The following is a 19,344-nucleotide window of genomic DNA, read 5'->3' as shown; positions in this document are numbered from 1 at the left end:
CCGCAGACGCGACGCGGTGTCGCTACGCGACACTTCCCGCGCTCCGCGCGGGAGGGCGGAACTCCGTTCTGCCTGGCCGTATCGCTCCGCGATACGGCGATCCGGCTGACGCCGGATCAGTCCCGTACCGGCTCGCTCCGCAGTCCAGTACGGGACCTGACGCACCCTCCGGGCGCGCCAGAAAGGCGGCAGTAAGGGGGGAGGGGTTGGTTGTGTCTCTGACCCGCTGACTCTAGGTCGACTCGTCACATCTCCACCCACTTCCGAACAACGGTGTGCGTCACTTCTGCTGGGTAGATAGAGTCTGGGATGTTAGGTAGGTGCCTCTCCAGGTAATTTTGGGTCGGAGCGGTGAGGGACTGGATGGATTCCAGTATCTGAGTTCCTTGAACTGAGCAGCCCTCGATTCGCCTCGTGGAAAGAAGCGGGAGAAGGAGGAAAGAATGTCATCTGTGACGTTGCGTCCGCATCAGGTTGAGGCCGTTGATTCGGTTCTGAGGGTTCTCTCTGAGCCGCCGGGTGGTTGGATGCCGCCGGAGGGGTTGCGGGCGCAGGTAATTGCTGCGACTGGGTCCGGTAAGACGCTGATTGGTGTGGAGTCTGCGAATCGTCTTTCGGCTCGCCGGGTGCTGGTTTTGGTGCCGACGTTGGATCTGCTGGTGCAGATGGCCGGCGCGTGGCGTGGTGGTGGTCGGCGTGGGGCGATGGTTGGGGTGTGTTCTCTGCGTGCTGAGGAGAGTCAGGGTGTGCCGTGTACGACGGATCCCGGCGAGTTGGTGGCGTGGACGGCGGGGCCGGATCTGGTGACGGTGTTTGCGACGTATGCCTCGGTCGGGCAGGGCGTGTTGCAGCGTGCGCATGAGGCTGGTCTGCCGGTGTGGGACTTGGTGGTGGTGGATGAGGCCCATCGGGTGAGTGGTGATGCGGGTCGGCCGTGGGCTGCGGTGCATGATCAGCAGCAGATTCCTGCGGTGCGCCGGCTCTACATGACTGCCACCGCGCGTATCTGGGAGGCCGAGGGGGGCAGCCCTCGTCTGGTGGCGAGTATGGACGAGGACTCGCCCGTCTTCGGGCCGGTGGCGTACAGGCTGCGGTTGTCGGAGGCGATCCGGCTGGGGCTGGTGGCGCCGTATCAGGTGCTGTGTCTCGATATTCGTGATCCGGAGCTCTATGCCGCGCTGACGGGCGGGGACACCGGGTCCGCTGCTGTGAGGGGGGCTCGGCTGGCGGCGGTTCAGGCTGGGTTGATGCGGGCTGCTGTTGAGGAGCGGTTTTGTCGTGTGCTGGCTTTCCATAGTCGGGTGGGTGAGGCGGAGGCGATGGCGGCCGGGGTGCCGGCGGTTGCGGCCCGGCTTGCCGGGGAAGACCCCGACACGTTCCCGCCGGCGGAGCGGGTGTGGGCGGACTGGCTGTACGGCGGGCATGCGCCTGTGCATCGACGTCGGGTGCTCGACGAATTCGCCTCCGATTTCCTCGGAGGGCCGGAATTTGAGGGGCGTGATGTTCAGGCTGCGTTGCGGGTCTTGTCTTCCGTTCGTGTTCTCGGTGAGGGTGTTGATACGGCGCAGTGTGATGCTGTGCTTTTCGCTGATGCGCGGGGGTCGATGATTGACATTGTGCAAATGGTGGGGCGGGCGCTGCGTATGCAGCCGGGGGCGGGGAAACTGGCCACGTTGATCGTGCCGGTGTTCCTCGGTCGTGATGAGGATCCGAATGAAATGCTGACGTCGGATTCCTTGAGCACCCTGGCGAAGATCCTCGGGGCGTTGCGGTCTCATGATGCGGAGGCGATCGAGGCGCTCGCGGACCCTCGGATCCGCAGCGGCCGCCCGGCAGCCGAACAGGACGGGATGCAGGGCGGGTTCGAGAGCGAGGACGGCGGCCAGGAGCGCGGCGAGGGGGGCGTGCGGGTGAGTGGAGCGGCGGCCGGTGTGCTGCGGTTCAGCGAGGAACGTGATCCGTTCGCGCTGGCGCAGTTCGTCCGGCTGCGGATCATCGATCCTGAGGGCGCGTACTGGCGGCGCGGCATCGAGGCGGCGACGCGGTGGTTGCGCGAGACCGGTAGCGGTGAACTGCGGGTGCCGTACGTGTTCACCGCGCCAAAGGAGTGGGGCGCGGTGGGGGGGTATCCGCTCGGGCGGTGGATCGCGGACGTACGGCGCTACTACGCCGCCGGCACCCTGGAAGCCGGGCGCGTCGCCGAGCTGGAGCGGCTGGGGATGGTGTGGTCGGCGTGGGACACCGCGTGGACGGACGGGCTGGCGGTGGCGCAGGACTACGCGGCGGTGCACGGGCACCTGGTGCCGCCCACCAACGCGGTGTGGGGTGGCGACGGCATGGCGATCGGGGTCTGGCTTAAGAATCAGCGTGCAGCCGCCCGGAAGACTCGTGAGAACGCCGAGCGGCGTGCTGCCGGGGAAGTGGGCGTGTCGTGGGCTGGAGAGCTGTCGGAGAGTCGCATGGAGGCGTTGGACGCGATCGATCCGGCCTGGTGCCCGGTGTGGGGGATCGACTGGCAGCGTGGATTCCACCTCACGCTCATGTACCTGCGGTCTGCCGGCACTGTGCCGGTGCGGGCGGGTGAGGTGATCGTGCAGGGCGAGGATCTCGGGGCCTGGACGGTCGCGCAGCGGGTCGGATGGGACAAGCTGGCGCCCACGCAACAGTGGCTGCTGGAGAGCGTCCTGGGGGTGGAGCCCGCGGGCGGGGGTGAGCTGCAGCCGGTGCGTAAGACTCAAGCGGACCGGTGGGCCACCCACCTCGCAGCCGCCCGTCAGTTCCATGCACGCGAGGGCCACCTGCGCGTACCACGCAAGCACGTGGAAGAGGTTACGGGTGAGGACGGTGAAGTCGTTGGACTGCGGCTTGGTGGGTGGCTGGACAACACGCGGCGCAGGGCGGCCAAACTCGCCCCAAAACGTCGGACCGAGCTCGACGAACTCGGAATGCGGTGGTCATGACGGAGAAGGGCATCGGGTCGCAGCTTCAGGTCGTCCTTGCGGGTGGCGTTGCTCCTCACGCGGTTACGGGCGGCAACACCGCCAACCGGCTGCGCGCGCTCCTCGAGGGTGTAGAGGGTGTAGGTGTGGGCGCGCTTGAGCGGGTGCACCTGCGGTCCGTCCCCGCGGCGACGGAGTGGTGCAAGGCCGCGCGTCGTGTCCGGCGGCCCCTGGCAGACCAGGTGGTCGGCCAGGTCCAGAATCGCGCCGCTGGTCGCGACGGTGTTGAAGACCCGCTGCACGCGCTTGCCGGGCTCAGACCTCCGGAAGTTCGAGTTTGTTCGATTAAGGAAAGTCGTTGAGATTTTCGACAACCCTAGGTTGACGTCCCTATGCTCTGAGCTGGGTCTATGTTACTGACGCTCCGTCAGATATCTAAACCTCGAGCCGCCGTTGTTCGAATGGACAACCACGCAGGTCGCTGGCTCGCACGCGAGCGGCTTCCGGAGGTCTGGGGCTTGTCCTCGTGCGGCACCCGCACACAGACCATGCCCGACGCCTTGGCGATATCGATCGCCGCGACACGGGCCACGAGCTCCTCGGCCTGCTCGATCTCCTCGACGCCACCGTCGTCGGTGTCCGCCATGCACAACTCCCTGATATCGATCCGTACGGGCCGACGCCTGCCCAGGTGTCGGCGTACACACGATCGTCCCCGGTCGCGTACGAGTGAAAAGGGACGCTTGATGGTGCGGTGAATCGTGGTGCCCGGCACTCTTCTGCTCGTCCGGTGAAGGGTGGCGGAGGGTGGTGACGCGGTGGTTTTGGACCCGCAGCGCTGGCTGGAACTGCGGCGGTTCCGTGCTCTGGTCGAGTCAGGGGCGGTCAGTCTGACCGAGGTGGCCAAGGAGACTGGGCTGGACCGCAAGACGGTCCGCAAGTATCTGTCGAGCACGGCGGCGTCGGTGCCGCCGAGGCGGACGTCGAACGGCCGGCCCCGGAAGAAGGCGGTCGACGAGGTCGCCCCGTTGATCGACGCGATGCTGCGGGCAGAGATCCTCATCAAGGGTGCTGTGGTGCACGAACGCCTGGTGAAGGAGTACGGCTCGACGATCAACTACCAGCGGGTCAAGCTCTATCTGCAGGAGGCCCGGCCGCGGATCGCGGGTGAACTGGGGATCGAGCCGCGGGAGTTGGCGGGTATGCACCGCCGCTTCGAGGTGGTTCCCGGGGCCCAGGCTCAGGTCGACTGGGGCGATGAAGGCAAGATCCTCGCCCACCTGGGAATCCCGAAGGTCTACTCGTTCCATATGGTGCTGTCGTACTCGCGCGATCCGTTCTGCTGCTTCACCACGAGCCAGGACCTGCAGACCTTCTTCGACTGCCACCGGCGGGCATTTGCGCACTTCGGCGGGGTGCCGATGTCGATCGTCTACGACCGGACCAAGACCGTCGTGCGCCGGCACGTCGCTCCCGGTGAGGCGGTTCCGCTGCATCCGGAAGCGGTCGGCTTCGCCGGCCACTACGACTTCGACATCGACGTGCTGGCCGCCTACCGGCCCACCGGGAAGGGTCGGGTCGAACGCCAGGTGTTGATCGTGCGTGATCACGTGCTGGCCGGGCGGGCGTTCTCCTCGCTCGAGGAGTTGGATGCCGCGTTCTTGGCGTGGGTGCCGCAGCGACGCGCCCGCACCCACGCCACCCACCACGAGGTCATCGGACACCGGGCCGCCCGGGATCACGCCGCCCTGAAGCCGTTGCCGTCCTCGCCCTATCTGGTGGCCGAGCGGCATCTGCGGCCGGTGGGCAAGGACTGTCTGGTCGCGTTCGGCGGGAACCTCTACTCGGTGCCCGCCCGCAAGGTCCGCCCGCGTCAGCTGGTGGAGATCAGAGCGACGAAATCCCAGGTCATGCTGCACACGACCGTCCCCGATGCCAGCGGCGAGACGTTGCTGTCCAGCCATCCGCGGGCGGTCGGCCGCGGCGTGGTTGTCAAGCAGGATGAGCACTGGGACGGCCTGCCAACCGGCAAGAACCGCCGCACTACGACGGGCGACGAGCCGCCACCACCGCAGAGCGAGTTCCCCGCGGCGGGTCGCATCGGGCCCTTGCAGGCCCTGTTGAACCGGGCCGCTGCAACCCAGATCGAGGTCGGGCGGCGGCCGCTGTCGGTCTATGACGAACTGACCGGCACCCGGCCCTTCACCACCAACTCCCCGACGAAGGAGTCGTCTTGAGCGAGCTGACCGGCAACCGCATCCGCACCACGGCCGGCAAGCTCGGCCTGCCCCACCTGGCGGAGACCATCAACGAGTACACCCGCCGAGCCGACGAGGCGAAGATGGGCTACCTCGACTTCCTCGACCTGGTCCTTTCCGAAGAGCTCGCCGTCCGCGACGACCGCCGCTTCCGCCAGGGCCTGCGACTGTCCAAGCTGCCACACCACAAGACGCTGGACGAATACGACTTCTCGTTCCAGCCCGAGCTCGACCCGCGCAAGGTCAAAGACCTCGCCAGCCTCTCCTTCGTCGACGGCAAGGCGAACGCCGCGCTGCTGGGGCCACCGGGAGTGGGCAAGACGCATATCGCTGTCGCTCTCGCTGTCGCGGCCTGCCGGGCCGGCTACTCGATCTACTTCACCAGTCTCGACGACATGGTCCGCAATCTGAAGGCTGCCGAGTCGGCCGGACGGCTGGTCAACAAACTCGGCACCTACCTGCGGCCGAGCGTCCTTGTGATCGATGAGGTGGGCTACCAGCCCCTCGAACGGGCCGAGGCGAACCTGGTCTTTCAGGTCATCTCCAAGCGTTACGAGAAGGGCTCCATCATCCTGACCTCCAACAAGACCTTCAGCGAATGGGGACAGGTGTTCGGCGACGAGGTCCTCGCCACCGCGATCCTCGACCGGCTCCTCCACCACTGCGAAGTGATCGCGATCAACGGCCCGAGCTACCGGCTCAAGAACCGCCTCCAGGCCATCGAGCGGGAGAACGAAGTGGCCTAACACCTGGGGACGTTCAAACGTACCGGCCCGGCCCGAAGCGAGAGTACGCCGACACCAGGGGGCCGCGGGGGGAGCGAAAATCTGACCGGCGTGCTCGATGGCAACAGTGCGTGGCCCCTCTGCGGCCCCGGCACCAGACTGACCTACGGGCTCAACGTCCCAACGAGCTACCGGCGTCGGCGGGCAGGCGCCGCAGCCATGTTTTCACGCCGGCAAGGCGCACCCGAAGGGAACAGGGGGACTGACCTGCAACAACGCCCTCATCCGTGCCGAGAACCCGCCATCAACTGCGGAACGCAGGCCTATTGAAGTAGGAGTGGGAGGTCCCAGACGGAGGGAGTGGGGTGTGAGTGTTCAATGAGAGCGAGCGCGACTCCTGCGGCGCCTTCGTGAAGTCCGACGTGGTGTCTCAGCCCGTGGCCGTCATGGTGTGAGAAGCCGTAAGGGGTGGTGGTGTCCCAGTGGTGCGCGATGATGAAGGAGGCGGCGGTATCGGTGAGGGAGGCGAGTCGGGGATCGGAGCTGTGACGGTGAGCTTGTATCGCGGCTTGGAGGATGCCAGCGCGGCCGTGGCAGACGGTTGGTCCGGCAGCTTGCCATTGCTTCGGAGGTAGGTCGGCGAGGGCAGCGATGGCATCGGTTCCGGTTTGGAAGATTTTAGGGTCGCGGATGGCGGTTCCGGCGAGTTGTAGGGCGCGTCCGACGCCGGCGGTTCCGTAGCACCAGACGTCGCGGGGACCGCTGCGTGGTCCTGGGGCGTGCTTATCTTCGACGAGTTCATCGCCGGTCACGCGCCAGGGCCAACTCTGGTCGTCGGGGCGGCGCCAGGCGATTAGCCATTGTGCGGCGTTGCGTATGGCGCGGTCTTGCCCGTCCACTTGTGCGCCCGCGATCAGCGCGGCTGAGAGGAAGGCGAGTGGCCCGGCGACTCCGTGGGCCATACCGGTGGTGGCCAGCCCAGAGGGATGGGGCTTGGACAGCGGGCGATGGTCGGCCGCGGGCAGCCACCAGCCTGGCCGCCCTTGATCGTCGAGATGGAGCAGGTCGGTGAGGCTCCGCAGTGCGGTGGTGAGTCCAGGTTCTGCCGCGGACCTGCCGGTTTGCTGGGCGTGGAGAAGGATGCGACCGATACCGGCGAGACCGCAGACGGCGTCGTAGGTTTCCCAGAGGGCTCCACGATGGCCTGCGGTTCGGCGGGCGTTCTGTTGGTCAGCGAGGCGTTGGGCGTGGGCGGAAAGCCATCTCACACCTGGTGTCAGGAGACGGAGCAGCCGTGGGTCGGCATTCATGGAATGAGCGACGAGTGCCGCGGTGATGACAGCGCCAGGTCCGGCGGAGATGCCGGCACTCGGTGTGGGCAAGGCTGCTTCCGCGGCCTGCAGGTGAGCGACGGCGGCGTCAGCAAATGCAGAGCGTTGATCGGTGAGGCGTGCGAGGAGGATCGCGGCACCGGGCAGTCCCTGGAACAGTGACGTCTCCAGGGACTGGTGGGGGGCAGCGCGCAACACGTGCGCCGGGTCGGACATGCGTTCGGCGATGTCGATGAGGATCGCGGTAGCGGGGCCGAGCGAAGGGGGTGTGCATGCGGGTGTAGTCATCGGGACCTCGATGTTTCGGGAGTGGAGCCGTTTCAGAAGATGTCACCGCTGGGGTAACGAATCTGGAAGTGATGCCAGTGCGGGGCCGTCAGAGCAGGTGGACCGTGGGTCGCTGGCCACGCAAAGGTTGGGGAGTCATGCGAACTGGCGACGCTGAGTTTCGTACATGTCGGCGAACAGGCCTCCGGCTGCAATGAGTTGGTCGTGAGTGCCGTGCTCGGCGATGTGGCCATGAGCGAGGACGTAAATGCGGTCAGCACGGCGCACCGATGCGAGCCGGTGGGTGATCAGGACTACGGTGCGGCCTTCATCTGCAAGGCCCATGAGCTTGTCAAAGGTTTCGGCCTCGGCCTTGGGGTCGAGAGCGGCGGTGGGCTCGTCGCAGATGAGGATGTGTGCCTGACGGTAGCGTGCCCGGGCAAGAGCCAGGCGCTGCCATTGACCGCCTGAGAGATTGACTCCGCCGTAGAACTCCCGGGCCAGCAAGGTGTCCCAGCCGTCTGGCAAATCTGCTGTGAGCTGCTCCGCACCGGAAAGTGCGGCCGCCTGGGCCAGCCGCTCCTCGGGGTTCGGGGCATCGGTGCGGCCGAGAGTGACGTTGACTCGGGCGGTCACGGGCCACTGTTTGAAATCTTGGCCGATGACGGCAATGTGTGAAAACAGCGAGGCTCGGTCCAGGTCGCGTGCGTCAATGCCATCCCAGCTGATTGTGCCGTGCTGGGGTAGATGCAGTCCAGCGATCAGGCGTGCCAGCGTGGTCTTTCCGCTACCGTTGGCGCCGACCAAAGCCACCACCTCGCCGCGCCGGATGTCGAGATCCACACCGTCCACTGCAGGCTGCGTATTGGGGGAGTAGGCGAAACGGACTCCACGGAGGCGGATTTCGGTCGGAGAATAGGGGACAGGTAGTCCTTCTGTGGGGATCTTGTGGCTCTCAGCCTGTTCTAGCGCCTTGTGGTAGTCAGTGATGAATAGTCCGTGTTCGTATAGCTGGTTGATTTGGGTGAGGACAGCAGTGAGGTTGGACGTCGCGGTGCGTACTGCAATGACCGCAGTGCTGGCCACAGCAAGGGGCATGGTCCCGGAAATCAGGAGCATGCCGAGCGCGACGTAAGTCGCGCCACGGGCAAGTCCCGACAGCGCATCGGAGAGGAGACCGCCAAACGCCTCCGCACGGCTGAGCCGAGACCGTTCCAGCACGTGCGCACCTGCCAGACGTCGATGGTGCGCGAGAAAGAATTCAGCTAGTCCGTGGACCCGCAGTTCCTCCGCGGCGGCACCGCGTTCAGTCAGCAATCCCGTCAGGACGTTCTGCTGGCGGGTGTGGTCCAGCCAGCGCTTGGTCGAAGCGTGCTGGTCGCGGGCGACGCATACCGCTCTCCAGCCTGCTGGCACTACCGTGCCGATCAGCAGCGGCAGGAGGATTGGATGAAGGGCACCCATCACCCCGGCTGCCCCGACCAGGCTCATCAGTGAGTTCAGCACGCTCAGGCTCCCGGTAAGCAGCTGCCGGGTAGAGGGCACCGCCATCCGCGCCGAGGACAGCAGACGGTGAAATTCACTGTCTTCGATCGTGGCCAGCTCCACATGTGTCGTGCGCTTGAGCAGCTCCTCTTCGCTCAAGCGCTCCACTTTAGGCGCCAGCCTCCCCAGCCCTGCCACGGTGACTGCCCGTAGCAGAGATCCGGCAACGCCGACGGTTGCCATGACCAGTAGTGCGGGCAACGCCGACCTTAGGCGCTGCGAAGTAGGCCCTGCGGCCAGTAGGCCCACCAATACCTGGTTGGCTGCGACAAGCCCGGAGGCGGTCACCAGTCCTTGCAGTAACTGTGCGATCACCACGATGGGGAGTGCGATCGGGTCGGCCCGCCACCCAGTGGTCACGGCGAATGCGACTAGACGCGGAATGCGACGGATCATCGCCCAGAACCCGATTTTCAGGCCTTCGAAGCCGTGCCGTGACCACCCGTCGGTGAACTGGATCCCCGCCCCGAACAGAGGATCCAGAGTAGGAAGGGTGGGTTCGTGGCGCCAGCGGCTTCCCTTGCGGAATGAGGTGAATGGGGATCGTCTCATAGCGAGATCTATTGGGTCCCTTCGCGTCAGGTTATGAACACCATCCGGCCTTTTACGTTGGCGGCACGGCAAGGTTTCGTGCTCGCAGCGTGAAACTGCGAGCACGAACGCCATTTCGCTGCCTCCTTCACGTTCAGGGGCTCAACTGAACGGCTTCAACAGGCAGTTTTTAACTGCCCGCTGATGACATCCGACCTTTACTGCGAGTTAGCATATGCATGTACCGACGTGGCTGCAGTTGCCGTAGACGCTGGCGCACCCGGCCTCTGTGCACACGTAGGTGCACCCGCATGATGATTGGAGAGTGTTGTTTCCGGTGTTCGCAGTGAAGACGCATGTGCCTTCACAACCTTGGAGTCCGATGGGTTGGTCGGCTCGAGGATCATCCACAGGGAGCATCTGGAGTGCATCAATATTAAGTTCCATGGGCTTATCCTTGTGTGAATTTTTTTCTGACCTCAGGCGGGAATGCCTAAGGGGTCTCAGTCGTCACTTTGCTTGCAGGAAGTGGACGATATGTTCCTGGAGATCGGGTGAGGGAGAAAGCACGTCATGACCTCCAGGAACTTCCAGGTACTCGAGGCCACTGGACCTATGGCCGTTGGCACGCAGTAGGCTGGTTCGGATCTTCCGGCCCTGGGTGACAGGTATCATCGGATCATCCTTTCCGTGCAATATGAGCACTTGTGGGAACTTGCGAAGTGCCGTTGCAGGAGAGGCTTGGAATGGCTGGTTGACGTGGTCGGATGCCTCCGAAGTCCGCAAGAATTCACGCACCCCGGCGCTAGCGTCAGCATATAGGCTCGCCACTGAAGAAAAAGGGGCGACGAGTGCACAGCGGGCCCACAATTCCGGGAGCCGCGTGATGGCGCGCAGGGCAAGGAATGCGCCGTAGCTCACCCCGAAAAGCAGTAGTGATGCTTCAGCGATGGGGCGACGCTCTGCGGCAAGGGTTTGGGCCAGATAGCAGACATCCTCCAAATCCGGGCCGCCCCAATTGCCGCGGATAGCGTCCCGGTGCTCAAGGCTGTAGCCGCTACTCCCGCGTTGGTTTGGCGCCACGACGGTGATACCGGCGGAAGTCAAACGCTGAAAGAACGGATTGAAATCCAGGCGCCAGGCCTGGTGTGGACCGCCGTGCAAGGCCATCAGCAAATAGGGGGCCTGACGCCAATTCCGACCGCCATACACAACGGTCTCAATTGGCCCGGCCGGCCCGTCCATCCACTCCGAGTGCGCCAGAGGTTCCCCTGTATCGGCCGGATTGGCCGCGGGCGTATGCCACGTCGGGGTGGGGGTGAAGGTGACAGTTGCGATATCGGCTCGCTGGGCTGGGGAGGAATGGACCAGATGCAGGCCGTGATCACTCCACCGGGCAATCGAATGGAGAATCCCTGGTGGAGTGTCAACCAGGTCTGCGCCGTCACCATCATTGCGGTAGACCAAGAGTTGAGATGCGGCTCCATGGTCAACCTTCAGGGCTATCCGGCGGCCAATCGGGTCCACGGCGAGCGGGGTGGCGATGCCTTCCACCGCAGTTGGTGTAGGGAAATGAACATCCCTCACACCCTTGGAATCCGCCCATGCCATCCCAGTCGTTCCTGCAAAGTCACTCCTCATGAGCAGGGCGCAACCCCCCACTCGGCTGGTATGAGCGATACGGTAGTCGCTACCGGACGGGCAGCCCGGTAGCGGAGCGACGATTCCATTCCTCAGATCAGCCACTACGGGGCGGACTCGTCCTGCATGGGCCTGGTTGCAGCCCAAGAGCTGGCCGGTGGTGTCAAGCCAGGAAGGGTTCCCGGGAAGCTCCGTGTCCGGAGGGAGAACCAGCTGAGCTGTCAGGCAAGGTTCGGTGTCGCGAACCAACCACAGCGTAACCCGGCTCGCATCATCCACACTCGCAGCCATTGCAAGGGCATGGGGAGTTGGTATGGGAAGAAGCCTCACGTGACGGACAGCAAGATCGCCTACATGCTGCTCCCGCCCCAGCGAGTTGGCCTGCGGCAGAAGAGCGAGTTGCCATCGGTCATTGAGAGCGCGCACGACCAGTGTTCGTCCGTCGCTCAACGGCAATAGCCCCCGAATGCTTGCCGTCAGCCCTGGGACAGCTATCGCAGCGCGGCGTGCCCCCTGGTCAGTCCACGCCCAAGTCTCCAGGGCATTGGTGCGGAAATCACTGCTCTGCCACACGGCACGCAAGGCTGTATCTGAGAAGGCGAATCCAGTGCCCCACACCACAGTGCGCTCCAGGCCACCTTTATCACCCGTTCCCACCACTTCTTTGGCGTGGGAGAACATGAAATTACCGTGCTCCGGGCAGAGCGATCAATGTGGTCTGCTGGACAGGAACCGTCTTCGGCATGTCGGCGTCGGCCATCCACCAACGCTGGCCCCCATCTTGGAGCCGAAGCAAGAAACCCAGAACGCCACTCAATCCCGTGTTGTAACCCAAAGTAACATCGCGCCCACTCTCATCGCCCAGTACCATGAGCCCATCACGCAAGGCATGACGCGGTTCGAGAATCGCGGCGACCTCTTCTGCCTGGCCCCGGTAATGAGCCTCACCTGTCAACTGCGCCATGTCGAGGAGAAACTCGCCCCGACCCGCCAGGCCGTGACAGGCAGAAGGCGTGGTATGCCACAAGTTCTGCATGACTGCATGGGCAGCCCCTTGTGCCAGGCCTAGCCAACGCTGCTCGCCGGTAGCCTGCCACAAGCGGATCAAAAACGTGCCCACACCGGCGGAGCCACTGCACCAGTGCGGCAGGCGTGAGTCATCTCCCTTGTCTCCAGATGGCCACCACGCGGCGCCCTGCTCCACATCGGCCGCTTGCTCCAAAGTTCTTCCGGCGGCTAGGGCAGCCTGCAGATACTTCTCCTGGCCACTCGCAACAGCCGCAGCGAGCATGAACGCTCCTACGCCCGCAGCGCCGTGAGCGAATCCGTACTGGGCGGTGCCGGCTAGCGCGGAATCGAAATCGGCAGGGATGGGCCACAGCGCCAGGCCTTCATGAACCTCGGCGGCAGCGTATACGGCATCCGCATACGCCAGCGCCCGTTCGTATAGTTCACAGTCTCCGGTCGCTCGCCACAGGTGTAGATGCGCCAGACCGGCGCCCGCGAGTCCATGGCAGACATCGGGATTGTCCCATTTTACCGGAATCTGCTTGGCCAGTTCTATGGCCCGTTCAACCATAGGTTGGTCACCCAGATAACTGGCCGCATCGTGCAGCGCCCACGCTGTGCCCGACCGCCCGAAATAAAGCCCGGGAAGCAGTCGGGGAATTACGTAAGCTCGCTCGTCAACCCAAGCCGCGACCTCGCGGACCGAATCATGCAGAGATTCCTTGCCGTAAGCCTGCGCTGCGCGGGTCAAAACGGCCAGCACGCCAGCAGCACCGTGCTGCACATTACAAGGGTCCGCCGTCATCCCTGAGAATGACGCAGGCCATAGCCAATTAGCATCAGGGGTCATGGTGCGCACCGCATGAGTCAGACCGTCTGAGAGCAACCGGTCTTGAACCTCACCGGATAGGTGAGGTGCTCCAGTCCTTTTCCTGGAACGTGCTGATGCTGTGGCGGGCAGGGATTTCGGAAGCTTCGTCAGAAATGCACGGACCTGTGGTACTTCCCAACGGTTCTGTGGGTTATCCGTCATCAGTCCACGAATGAGCGGCACGAACCTGGATAGGGCGGGGTGAGCGGCTTCCATGGCGGACGCCAGGTGGTCCAACCGACTTTGGATCGAGCGCTCTCTGGGGTGGTCAGCGACCAGAGACGGATCGACTCCAGTGATGACATAGAAGATAGTCGCACCGAGGCTGAAAAGATCCGCCGACTGCTCCGGAGCCGGACCATGCGCACTCTCCGTGGCCTCGGGGGCCGCATATCCGGCAGTCTCCACGGAGGTTACTTCTACGCCAGGCTTCACCGCGTGTTCCAGATCGATCAGCCGTACTTCATCATTAGGGAGCACCATGACATTGTTGGGATTGAAATCCCGCAATACCAGACCGGTCCTGTGCGCGGTAGCCAGCAGCTCCACCAAATCTCCGATCATGGACACAGCCTGCCGCCATGACTGTCCGCCCGGCTTGATAAGTGACTCGGTAACCCAGCGGCGCAATTTAACACCGGGCACATATTCCTCAACGAGGAACAAGTCGTTCTGTTGCTCGAATAGAGCAACTTTGGCAGGTGCGATTCCCAATGGAGCGAACTCATCCAGCATGGCCGCTTCGTGACGTAGTGTGTCACGGATGTCGGTACCATCAAAGCGAGCGCATACGTGCGCACGGGCCTGCTTTATGACGACCTGAGTGCCGACATGCTCATCAACCGCCAGATAAACGCCGCCTTTGTTAGCCTGTTTAAGTGCTCTCTGTGCTGCAAATCGGCCATGCAGAGTGACCGCCTCCGGCGCAGTGGGCACCACCATCTGTTCGTCGAGGAATGGTGAGGGTGCCCATGTTGGGGGACTGAACCACGGAAGCCGCTGATCGCTCAAATGCAAGCCGTCCGGCGCTGTCAGCATCGACTCGAAAGCGCCATCGTTAGTAAGCTGATCCTCGGCGCTGAAAACGCCGTATCTGTAGTGAATCAGACTGCCCGGCCGCAATTGCCGGTCGGACAATATTCTCGGGCCAGGCAAGCCGTTGACTGCGAAATCAAGTTCTGAGGCGACCTGACGAAACTGCTCATCATCTTCGGGGTAGACGGTGATGAACTTGCCTCCGCCGCCGCGACTGTAGTTCACCGATACCTGCTCCACCACGCGCTGTAGATTCCCTGCAAACTTGAAGGCGCACCCACGCCGCACAAGAAGCTCGCTTACGCGCCCCAGTATGATCGGTGCCGACAATGGCGTCGCGGACACATGCAGCTTCCACCCCTGCGTCCGAGGGGCAAACCATCTAGGCGTAGCGGAACACCAGAAGCGCTCTTGTCTTACTGTGTAGGCGTGGCCACCGTCATTTCGCCCCAAAACTGCCTGAACCACATCAAGCAAAAGCGAATCGGTATTGGCTTTCGATTCGGCAGATTCTTGCTGTTGCGTCATGATTTACCTCACTCACCGGATCTGCCGCTGGTCGAGTGGCGGCCTGCCCGGATGTCGGGTGGGAGTTTGCGTGGCTCGGGACTGAAAGGCCAGCCTGCCCCAAATGTATTTGGTCAAGTGTCATCAAATGTGCATGACGCAGGCCCGGGTAGGAATTTTGGGGTAGCGCCTTCACTATGCCCAAATCCCACCCTGCTCAATTGAGTAATTAATACTTACGGTCACGGCAGTGTAGTCCTACTGATCTTTGAGGAGTGTTTGATATTTTGGTCACGTTCGGCATGCGGGATGTATGGGGACTCGAACTCGTCGACTTTTGGGCCCAGTTGAGCTGGAGTGGCGGCGTGTGCATTCGGCGGATCTCTTACAACGGATGCGGTAGAGCGAGGTCGCTGTGGTGCTTGGGGTGACGCCGCAGGCGGTCAGTCAGGGCGATTGCAAAGTCGCGGTGATTTCGTGAGTGTGCAGGTCACGGCAGTGTTGGCAGTGTGACGATGTCGGGAGGGCGCGCGACCGGACGCAACGAAGTCATCCCGGGCCCTGGCGGGCCCGCCCCGCGGCCGGGAAAATCCGGGTCTTCGAAGTTAAGCGGTGCGTGTCGGAGTACGTACTGACTTCCCGTCACAGTCCGTGATGAGTGGAGTGGTTGTCGGTCCTGGATGCAGGACGCCCGTGGTACTTGGGTGATCATTTCTGTTCTTGAGGCAGAAGAACGATCATCTGGGGAGCCACGGGCGTGGTCAACGATACGACGTTGTTGCTGGATCTGGCCGGGGTGTCCGTACACCGGGTCGAGCGGCTTGAGGACGGCACCCGGCGGGTGCATCTGGTCACGGCGGATGACCCGGGTTCCACAGAACGTCCGTCACCTAGAGTCACAATATGCTGGCTGACCTGGGGAGATGCGGCAAAGCATAGCGAAACGGCGTGTCCCTATGCGCGGGCATTCTCGCTGGCCAGCGCTCCGAGGATCGCCAAGAGCTCCTTGAGGCAGGGGCGTTGCTGCAACGCTACCCGATCACGTAGCGCTCTTCGAGTCCCCGCCACACTCCACTGAAGCGGGTCACAGAAGGGGCAATTCGGCATGAATAACCCCGTGTTTTTGCGGAATTGTCGAGGGACTGCGGCTACCCTGCTGGCGCCCTGACCAGCGAAGACGTCTACGCCTAGGGACACGGACAATTCAGGCAGACAAACTGAAGGTGCAGGTCACAGCACAGCTCGTGTCTCTAGGCGAGCCGACTTCTGTGGAACCCCGGGATGAGGCGGCCAGGGCCGCCGGGTGCGGACGATGCTCGGTCCAGAAGGAAGTAGTACGACCGTCCACAGGCAGGAGGCCCCTGAGATGGACCATCGACCAGACTACGGCGGACGGCAGATCGTGGGCATGGATCTGCACCGCCACGACCACACCCACTGGGGCGAGACACCCAACTCCACATCACCGCCCCCGGCGCCACAGCCCAACCCCGCGCCGCAATCCGCCCCTGCCCGGAAACCAACCCGCACCGGCAACAACCCGGACACCACCAGCACTTGACCAGCCTCACCCCTTCAGAGATGACAACGCCCTACTCAGGATTTCTTGCGGGGGCCGTCGGCGTGAACCAGGGCGGGGTCCACCACGCTCGGGCGCTCCCGCCAGAACGTGGGGGCCCGCAGCCGCCACACGACCATGATGATCACTCCGGCGAGGGTGATTCCGATGCCGATCACGAGGGGAGGGCCGAGGCCGAACCACGAGGTGCCGCTGTACGAGTTCTCCGGGTCGGACATGTCGGCGACCGACCGCACCAGGAGCCAGGTGAGCAGTCCGGTACCGACCAGCGGGCCGAGCCCGATGAACATGAAGTTGTGGACGCTCTCGAAGAGGTGGCGGCGGTAGTAGGCCGCGCAGGCGAGGCCTGTGAGTGCGTAGTAGAAGGCGATGAGCAGGGAGAGCGCGGTGAGTGAGTCGAAGAGGGCGTTGTCGCTGATCTGGCTCACCGCGATGTACCAGGCGATGGCGATGCCGGTGACCCACCAGGTGCTCACGTCGGGCGTGCGGAACCGGGGGCTGATGTGCCCGTAGTGGGCGGGCAGTGCCCGGCGGCGGGCCATGGACAGCGCGGTGCGCGAGGCCGGGATGATCGTCGTCTGGGTGGAGGCGATGGCGGAGGTGGAGACGGCCAGCAGCAGGATCCAGTCCCAGCCGCCGAGGACGTCCGTGGCGAGCTGGGCGAAGATGAACTCCTCTTCGTCGGCGTTCTCGGCCAGGAAGGTCGGTCCGGCGTACGCCACGACGGCGAAGCCCACGGACACGTAGGTCACGAGCAGGATGACGGTCGACCAGAGCCCTGCTTTGCCCGGGGCGGTCGCGGAGTCCTCGACCTCTTCGGTGAGGTTGACCGCTGCCTCCCAGCCCCAGTAGATGAAGACGCCTAGCAGCAGCCCGCCGGTGAGTGCCGTACCGCCTGCGCCGAACGGGTTCAGCCAGCTGAAGGCGGGTTCCACCGCGTCGTATTTGCTGGTGCCGTTGTAGACGGCGTAGAGGGCCACGCCCACGAAGATCAGCAGGCAGGCGACCTGGGCCAGGATGAGGGCGTTCTGCACCTTGGCCGACAGCTCGGTGCCGATGACGCACACAGCTGTCATGACGAGGATGAGTAGTACGGTGATCAGCTGGCGGACGAAGGTGTTGTCCACCCAACTGTCGAGGCCGAAGGCGAGCAGGGCGAAGCTGACGGCCACGTCGGCGAGCGAGCCGACGACCAGGACTCCGGTCATCGTGATGGCCCATCCGCCGAGCCAGCCGGCCCACGGGCCCATGGCGCGGGTGACCCAGGAGAAGGTCGTGCCGCAGTCCTGGTCGACCTTGTTCAGGTAGTAGAACGCCGACGCGATGAAGAGCATCGGCACGAAGGACGCGACCATGACGCCGGGTGCGTAGATCCCGACCAGCGCCACCACCGGGCCGATCACGGCCGCCAGCGAGTAGGCGGGGGAGGTAGCGTTGAGCCCGATGACGAGCGCGTCCACGAACCCGATCGCGTTGGCCTTCAGACTTGCGGGTCGCGCGGCAGGCGCGGCATCCTCGGCGGTCATGTTTCCCTCGCTCCCGTCGAGCCGGCCAGCGCAGGCGAGACATACGCGTATCGTAGGGAGGCCTGACCGGGCCTGCATGCAGGAGCGGCCCGGCGGCGCGTGGAGTGGTCACTGTTCGCGTATGCCCCACGGTGCCTCGTAGGCCGTGAGGAGATCGAGGAAGGGCTGCGGGGGCATCGCCTCGGGGCCCAGGACGCCGCGGCCCTGCCAGGCTCCGGAGGCGATGAGTTCGAGGGCGACGACGGGGTTGATCGCGGTCTGCCACACCACGGCCTGGGAGCCGTACTCGCGCATCGACCACTGGTTGTCGACCACGTGGTACAGGTACACCTCACGGGGCCGCCCGTCCCTGGTTCCCTTCACCCAGGTGCCGGCGCACGTCTTGCCGTGCATGCGGTCGCCGAGGCCCGCCGGGTCGGGCAGGCAGGCGGCGACTACGTTCCTCGGCGAGACCGCGACCTTGCCCGCGCCGCCGCCCGCCGCGCTGTCGACGCTCACGGGCTCCGTCCGGTCGAGACCGAGTTTGTGCAGGGTTCGCAGGACGCCGATGAACTCGTCGCCGAGTCCGTACTTGAACGTGACCCGCCGGGCCTTCAGCCACCGCGGGACCAGCAGCACCTCTTCGTGCTCGACGTTCACGCACTCCACCGGGCCGATACCCTCGGGGAAGTCGAAGACCTCCGGCTCGCTGAACGGCGCCGTGGTGAACCAGCCGCGGCCCTCCTCGTAGACGACGGGAGGATTCAGGCACTCCTCGATCGTCGTCCAGATGCTGAAGGTCGGGGCGAAGTCGTAGCCCTCGACAACCAGGTTGGCGCCGTCACGGATGCCGATCTCCTCGATCTCGTCGAAGAGCTCGTCCGCCGCGTAGCGGGCGAAAACGTCCGCGAGGCCCGGTTCCACACCCATGCCCACGAGAGCGAGCCGATCCGCCGCCTCCCAATCAACCGTCTGGGCGAACTGCTCGTCGCCGAGCTTCACGCCGCACTCCTCGTACGGGCGTGAGAGGTGCGGCCTGGACAGGGACATGGCCATGTCGAGGTAGTGGACGCGCTCGGCGAGCGCGGCCTCGAAGAGCGGCATGACAAACCGGGGGTCGGTGGCGTTGAGCAGGACCTCGCAGCGGTGCTCGGCCAGAGCCGCCCGCACGGCCGCCACGTCCGAGGCATCGACCCTTGTCGGATGGAACCGGCGCCCGTCCGCCCCCAGGGCGGCTACGGCCGCCTCTGATCGCGCCGGGTCGTAGTCGGCGACGACCATGTGCTCGAAGAAGGGGCGACGGGCAGCGATCTTCGTGATCGCCGTACCCACACCACCCGCGCCCACCATGAGAATCCGCATGTTCCCGATGATGCGGCCACGGCCCTGAGTCGGCATGTGGTGATCCAGCAGAGAAGTGAACTGGTCGCCCCGCCGTCGATCCGGGGTTCCACAGATGAGCTGACGCTAGTGACACTGCTTACCCCTTGACCAGCATAGACGTGCGGGATGCCGGTGATGCCCGTGTCGCTAGGCCCATCCTCCGCACGTAGCGGTATCGGTTGAATCCGCTGGTGGGCCGTGACGGTGGGCGGGGTGTCG

General features: G+C 64.4%; 12 protein-coding genes. 4 read left to right on the top strand and 8 right to left on the bottom strand.

Going from position 1 to position 19,344, the window contains the following annotated elements; all coding sequences use genetic code 11:
• The first annotated feature begins 443 nt into the window (after positions 1–443).
• Entirely contained in the window at positions 444–2,960 is a 2,517-nt protein-coding gene (locus OG985_RS49465) for a Helicase associated domain protein (RefSeq protein WP_331719130.1), read from the top strand.
• A 406-nt stretch (positions 2,961–3,366) separates the two neighbouring features.
• Here OG985_RS49465 and OG985_RS49460 read toward each other — a convergent pair whose 3' ends face one another.
• Positions 3,367–3,585 (bottom strand): hypothetical protein, encoded by a 219-nt coding sequence (locus tag OG985_RS49460; protein ID WP_331719128.1) that lies wholly within the window; start codon positions 3,583–3,585, stop codon positions 3,367–3,369.
• A 172-nt stretch (positions 3,586–3,757) separates the two neighbouring features.
• Between OG985_RS49460 and istA the strand changes: the two genes are divergently transcribed.
• Together istA and istB are read left to right on the top strand one after the other, a co-directional pair.
• On the top strand, positions 3,758–5,176 hold the full coding sequence (gene istA / locus OG985_RS49455; RefSeq protein ID WP_331719138.1) for an IS21 family transposase: 1,419 nt from the start codon (positions 3,758–3,760) through the stop codon (positions 5,174–5,176).
• The gene (gene istB, locus OG985_RS49450; RefSeq protein ID WP_189845846.1) at positions 5,173–5,943 is read left to right on the top strand and encodes an IS21-like element helper ATPase IstB; all 771 of its coding nucleotides are present in this window, start codon (positions 5,173–5,175) and stop codon (positions 5,941–5,943) included. Before istA ends, istB begins: the two co-directional genes overlap by 4 nt.
• A 302-nt stretch (positions 5,944–6,245) precedes the next feature.
• Here istB and OG985_RS49445 read toward each other — a convergent pair whose 3' ends face one another.
• From OG985_RS49445 to lanL, 5 genes are all read right to left on the bottom strand, one after another.
• Positions 6,246–7,469, bottom strand: a complete 1,224-nt coding sequence (locus OG985_RS49445; RefSeq protein WP_371674777.1) for a lanthionine synthetase C family protein — start codon at positions 7,467–7,469, stop codon at positions 6,246–6,248.
• 207 nt (positions 7,470–7,676) lie between these two features.
• Positions 7,677–9,731, bottom strand: coding sequence for an ABC transporter ATP-binding protein (locus OG985_RS49440; protein WP_371674775.1), 2,055 nt, complete (start codon positions 9,729–9,731; stop codon positions 7,677–7,679).
• 93 nt (positions 9,732–9,824) lie between these two features.
• Positions 9,825–10,043: an ALQxL family class IV lanthipeptide gene (locus tag OG985_RS49435; protein ID WP_371674774.1), complete on the bottom strand. Its 219-nt coding sequence runs from the start codon at positions 10,041–10,043 to the stop codon at positions 9,825–9,827.
• A 63-nt stretch (positions 10,044–10,106) separates the two neighbouring features.
• Positions 10,107–11,150: an alpha/beta hydrolase family protein gene (locus OG985_RS49430; protein WP_371674773.1), complete on the bottom strand. Its 1,044-nt coding sequence runs from the start codon at positions 11,148–11,150 to the stop codon at positions 10,107–10,109.
• 772 nt (positions 11,151–11,922) lie between these two features.
• Positions 11,923–14,679 (bottom strand): class IV lanthionine synthetase LanL, encoded by a 2,757-nt coding sequence (lanL, locus tag OG985_RS49425; protein WP_331719124.1) that lies wholly within the window; start codon positions 14,677–14,679, stop codon positions 11,923–11,925.
• Positions 14,680–16,024: 1,345 nt separating this feature from the next.
• Here lanL and OG985_RS49420 point away from each other — a divergent pair.
• Entirely contained in the window at positions 16,025–16,219 is a 195-nt protein-coding gene (locus OG985_RS49420) for a hypothetical protein (RefSeq protein ID WP_371674772.1), read from the top strand.
• Positions 16,220–16,254: 35 nt separating this feature from the next.
• Here OG985_RS49420 and OG985_RS49415 read toward each other — a convergent pair whose 3' ends face one another.
• Together OG985_RS49415 and OG985_RS49410 are read right to left on the bottom strand one after the other, a co-directional pair.
• Positions 16,255–17,763, bottom strand: a complete 1,509-nt coding sequence (locus OG985_RS49415; RefSeq protein ID WP_331719123.1) for an APC family permease — start codon at positions 17,761–17,763, stop codon at positions 16,255–16,257.
• Positions 17,764–17,871: 108 nt separating this feature from the next.
• Positions 17,872–19,104, bottom strand: coding sequence for a saccharopine dehydrogenase C-terminal domain-containing protein (locus tag OG985_RS49410; protein WP_331719137.1), 1,233 nt, complete (start codon positions 19,102–19,104; stop codon positions 17,872–17,874).
• Between the last annotated feature and the right edge of the window lie 240 nt (positions 19,105–19,344).

The organism is Streptomyces sp. NBC_00289 (assembly GCF_041435115.1).
Taxonomy (GTDB): Bacteria; Actinomycetota; Actinomycetes; order Streptomycetales; family Streptomycetaceae; genus Streptomyces.
This window is presented reverse-complemented; position numbering and strand designations above follow the sequence as displayed.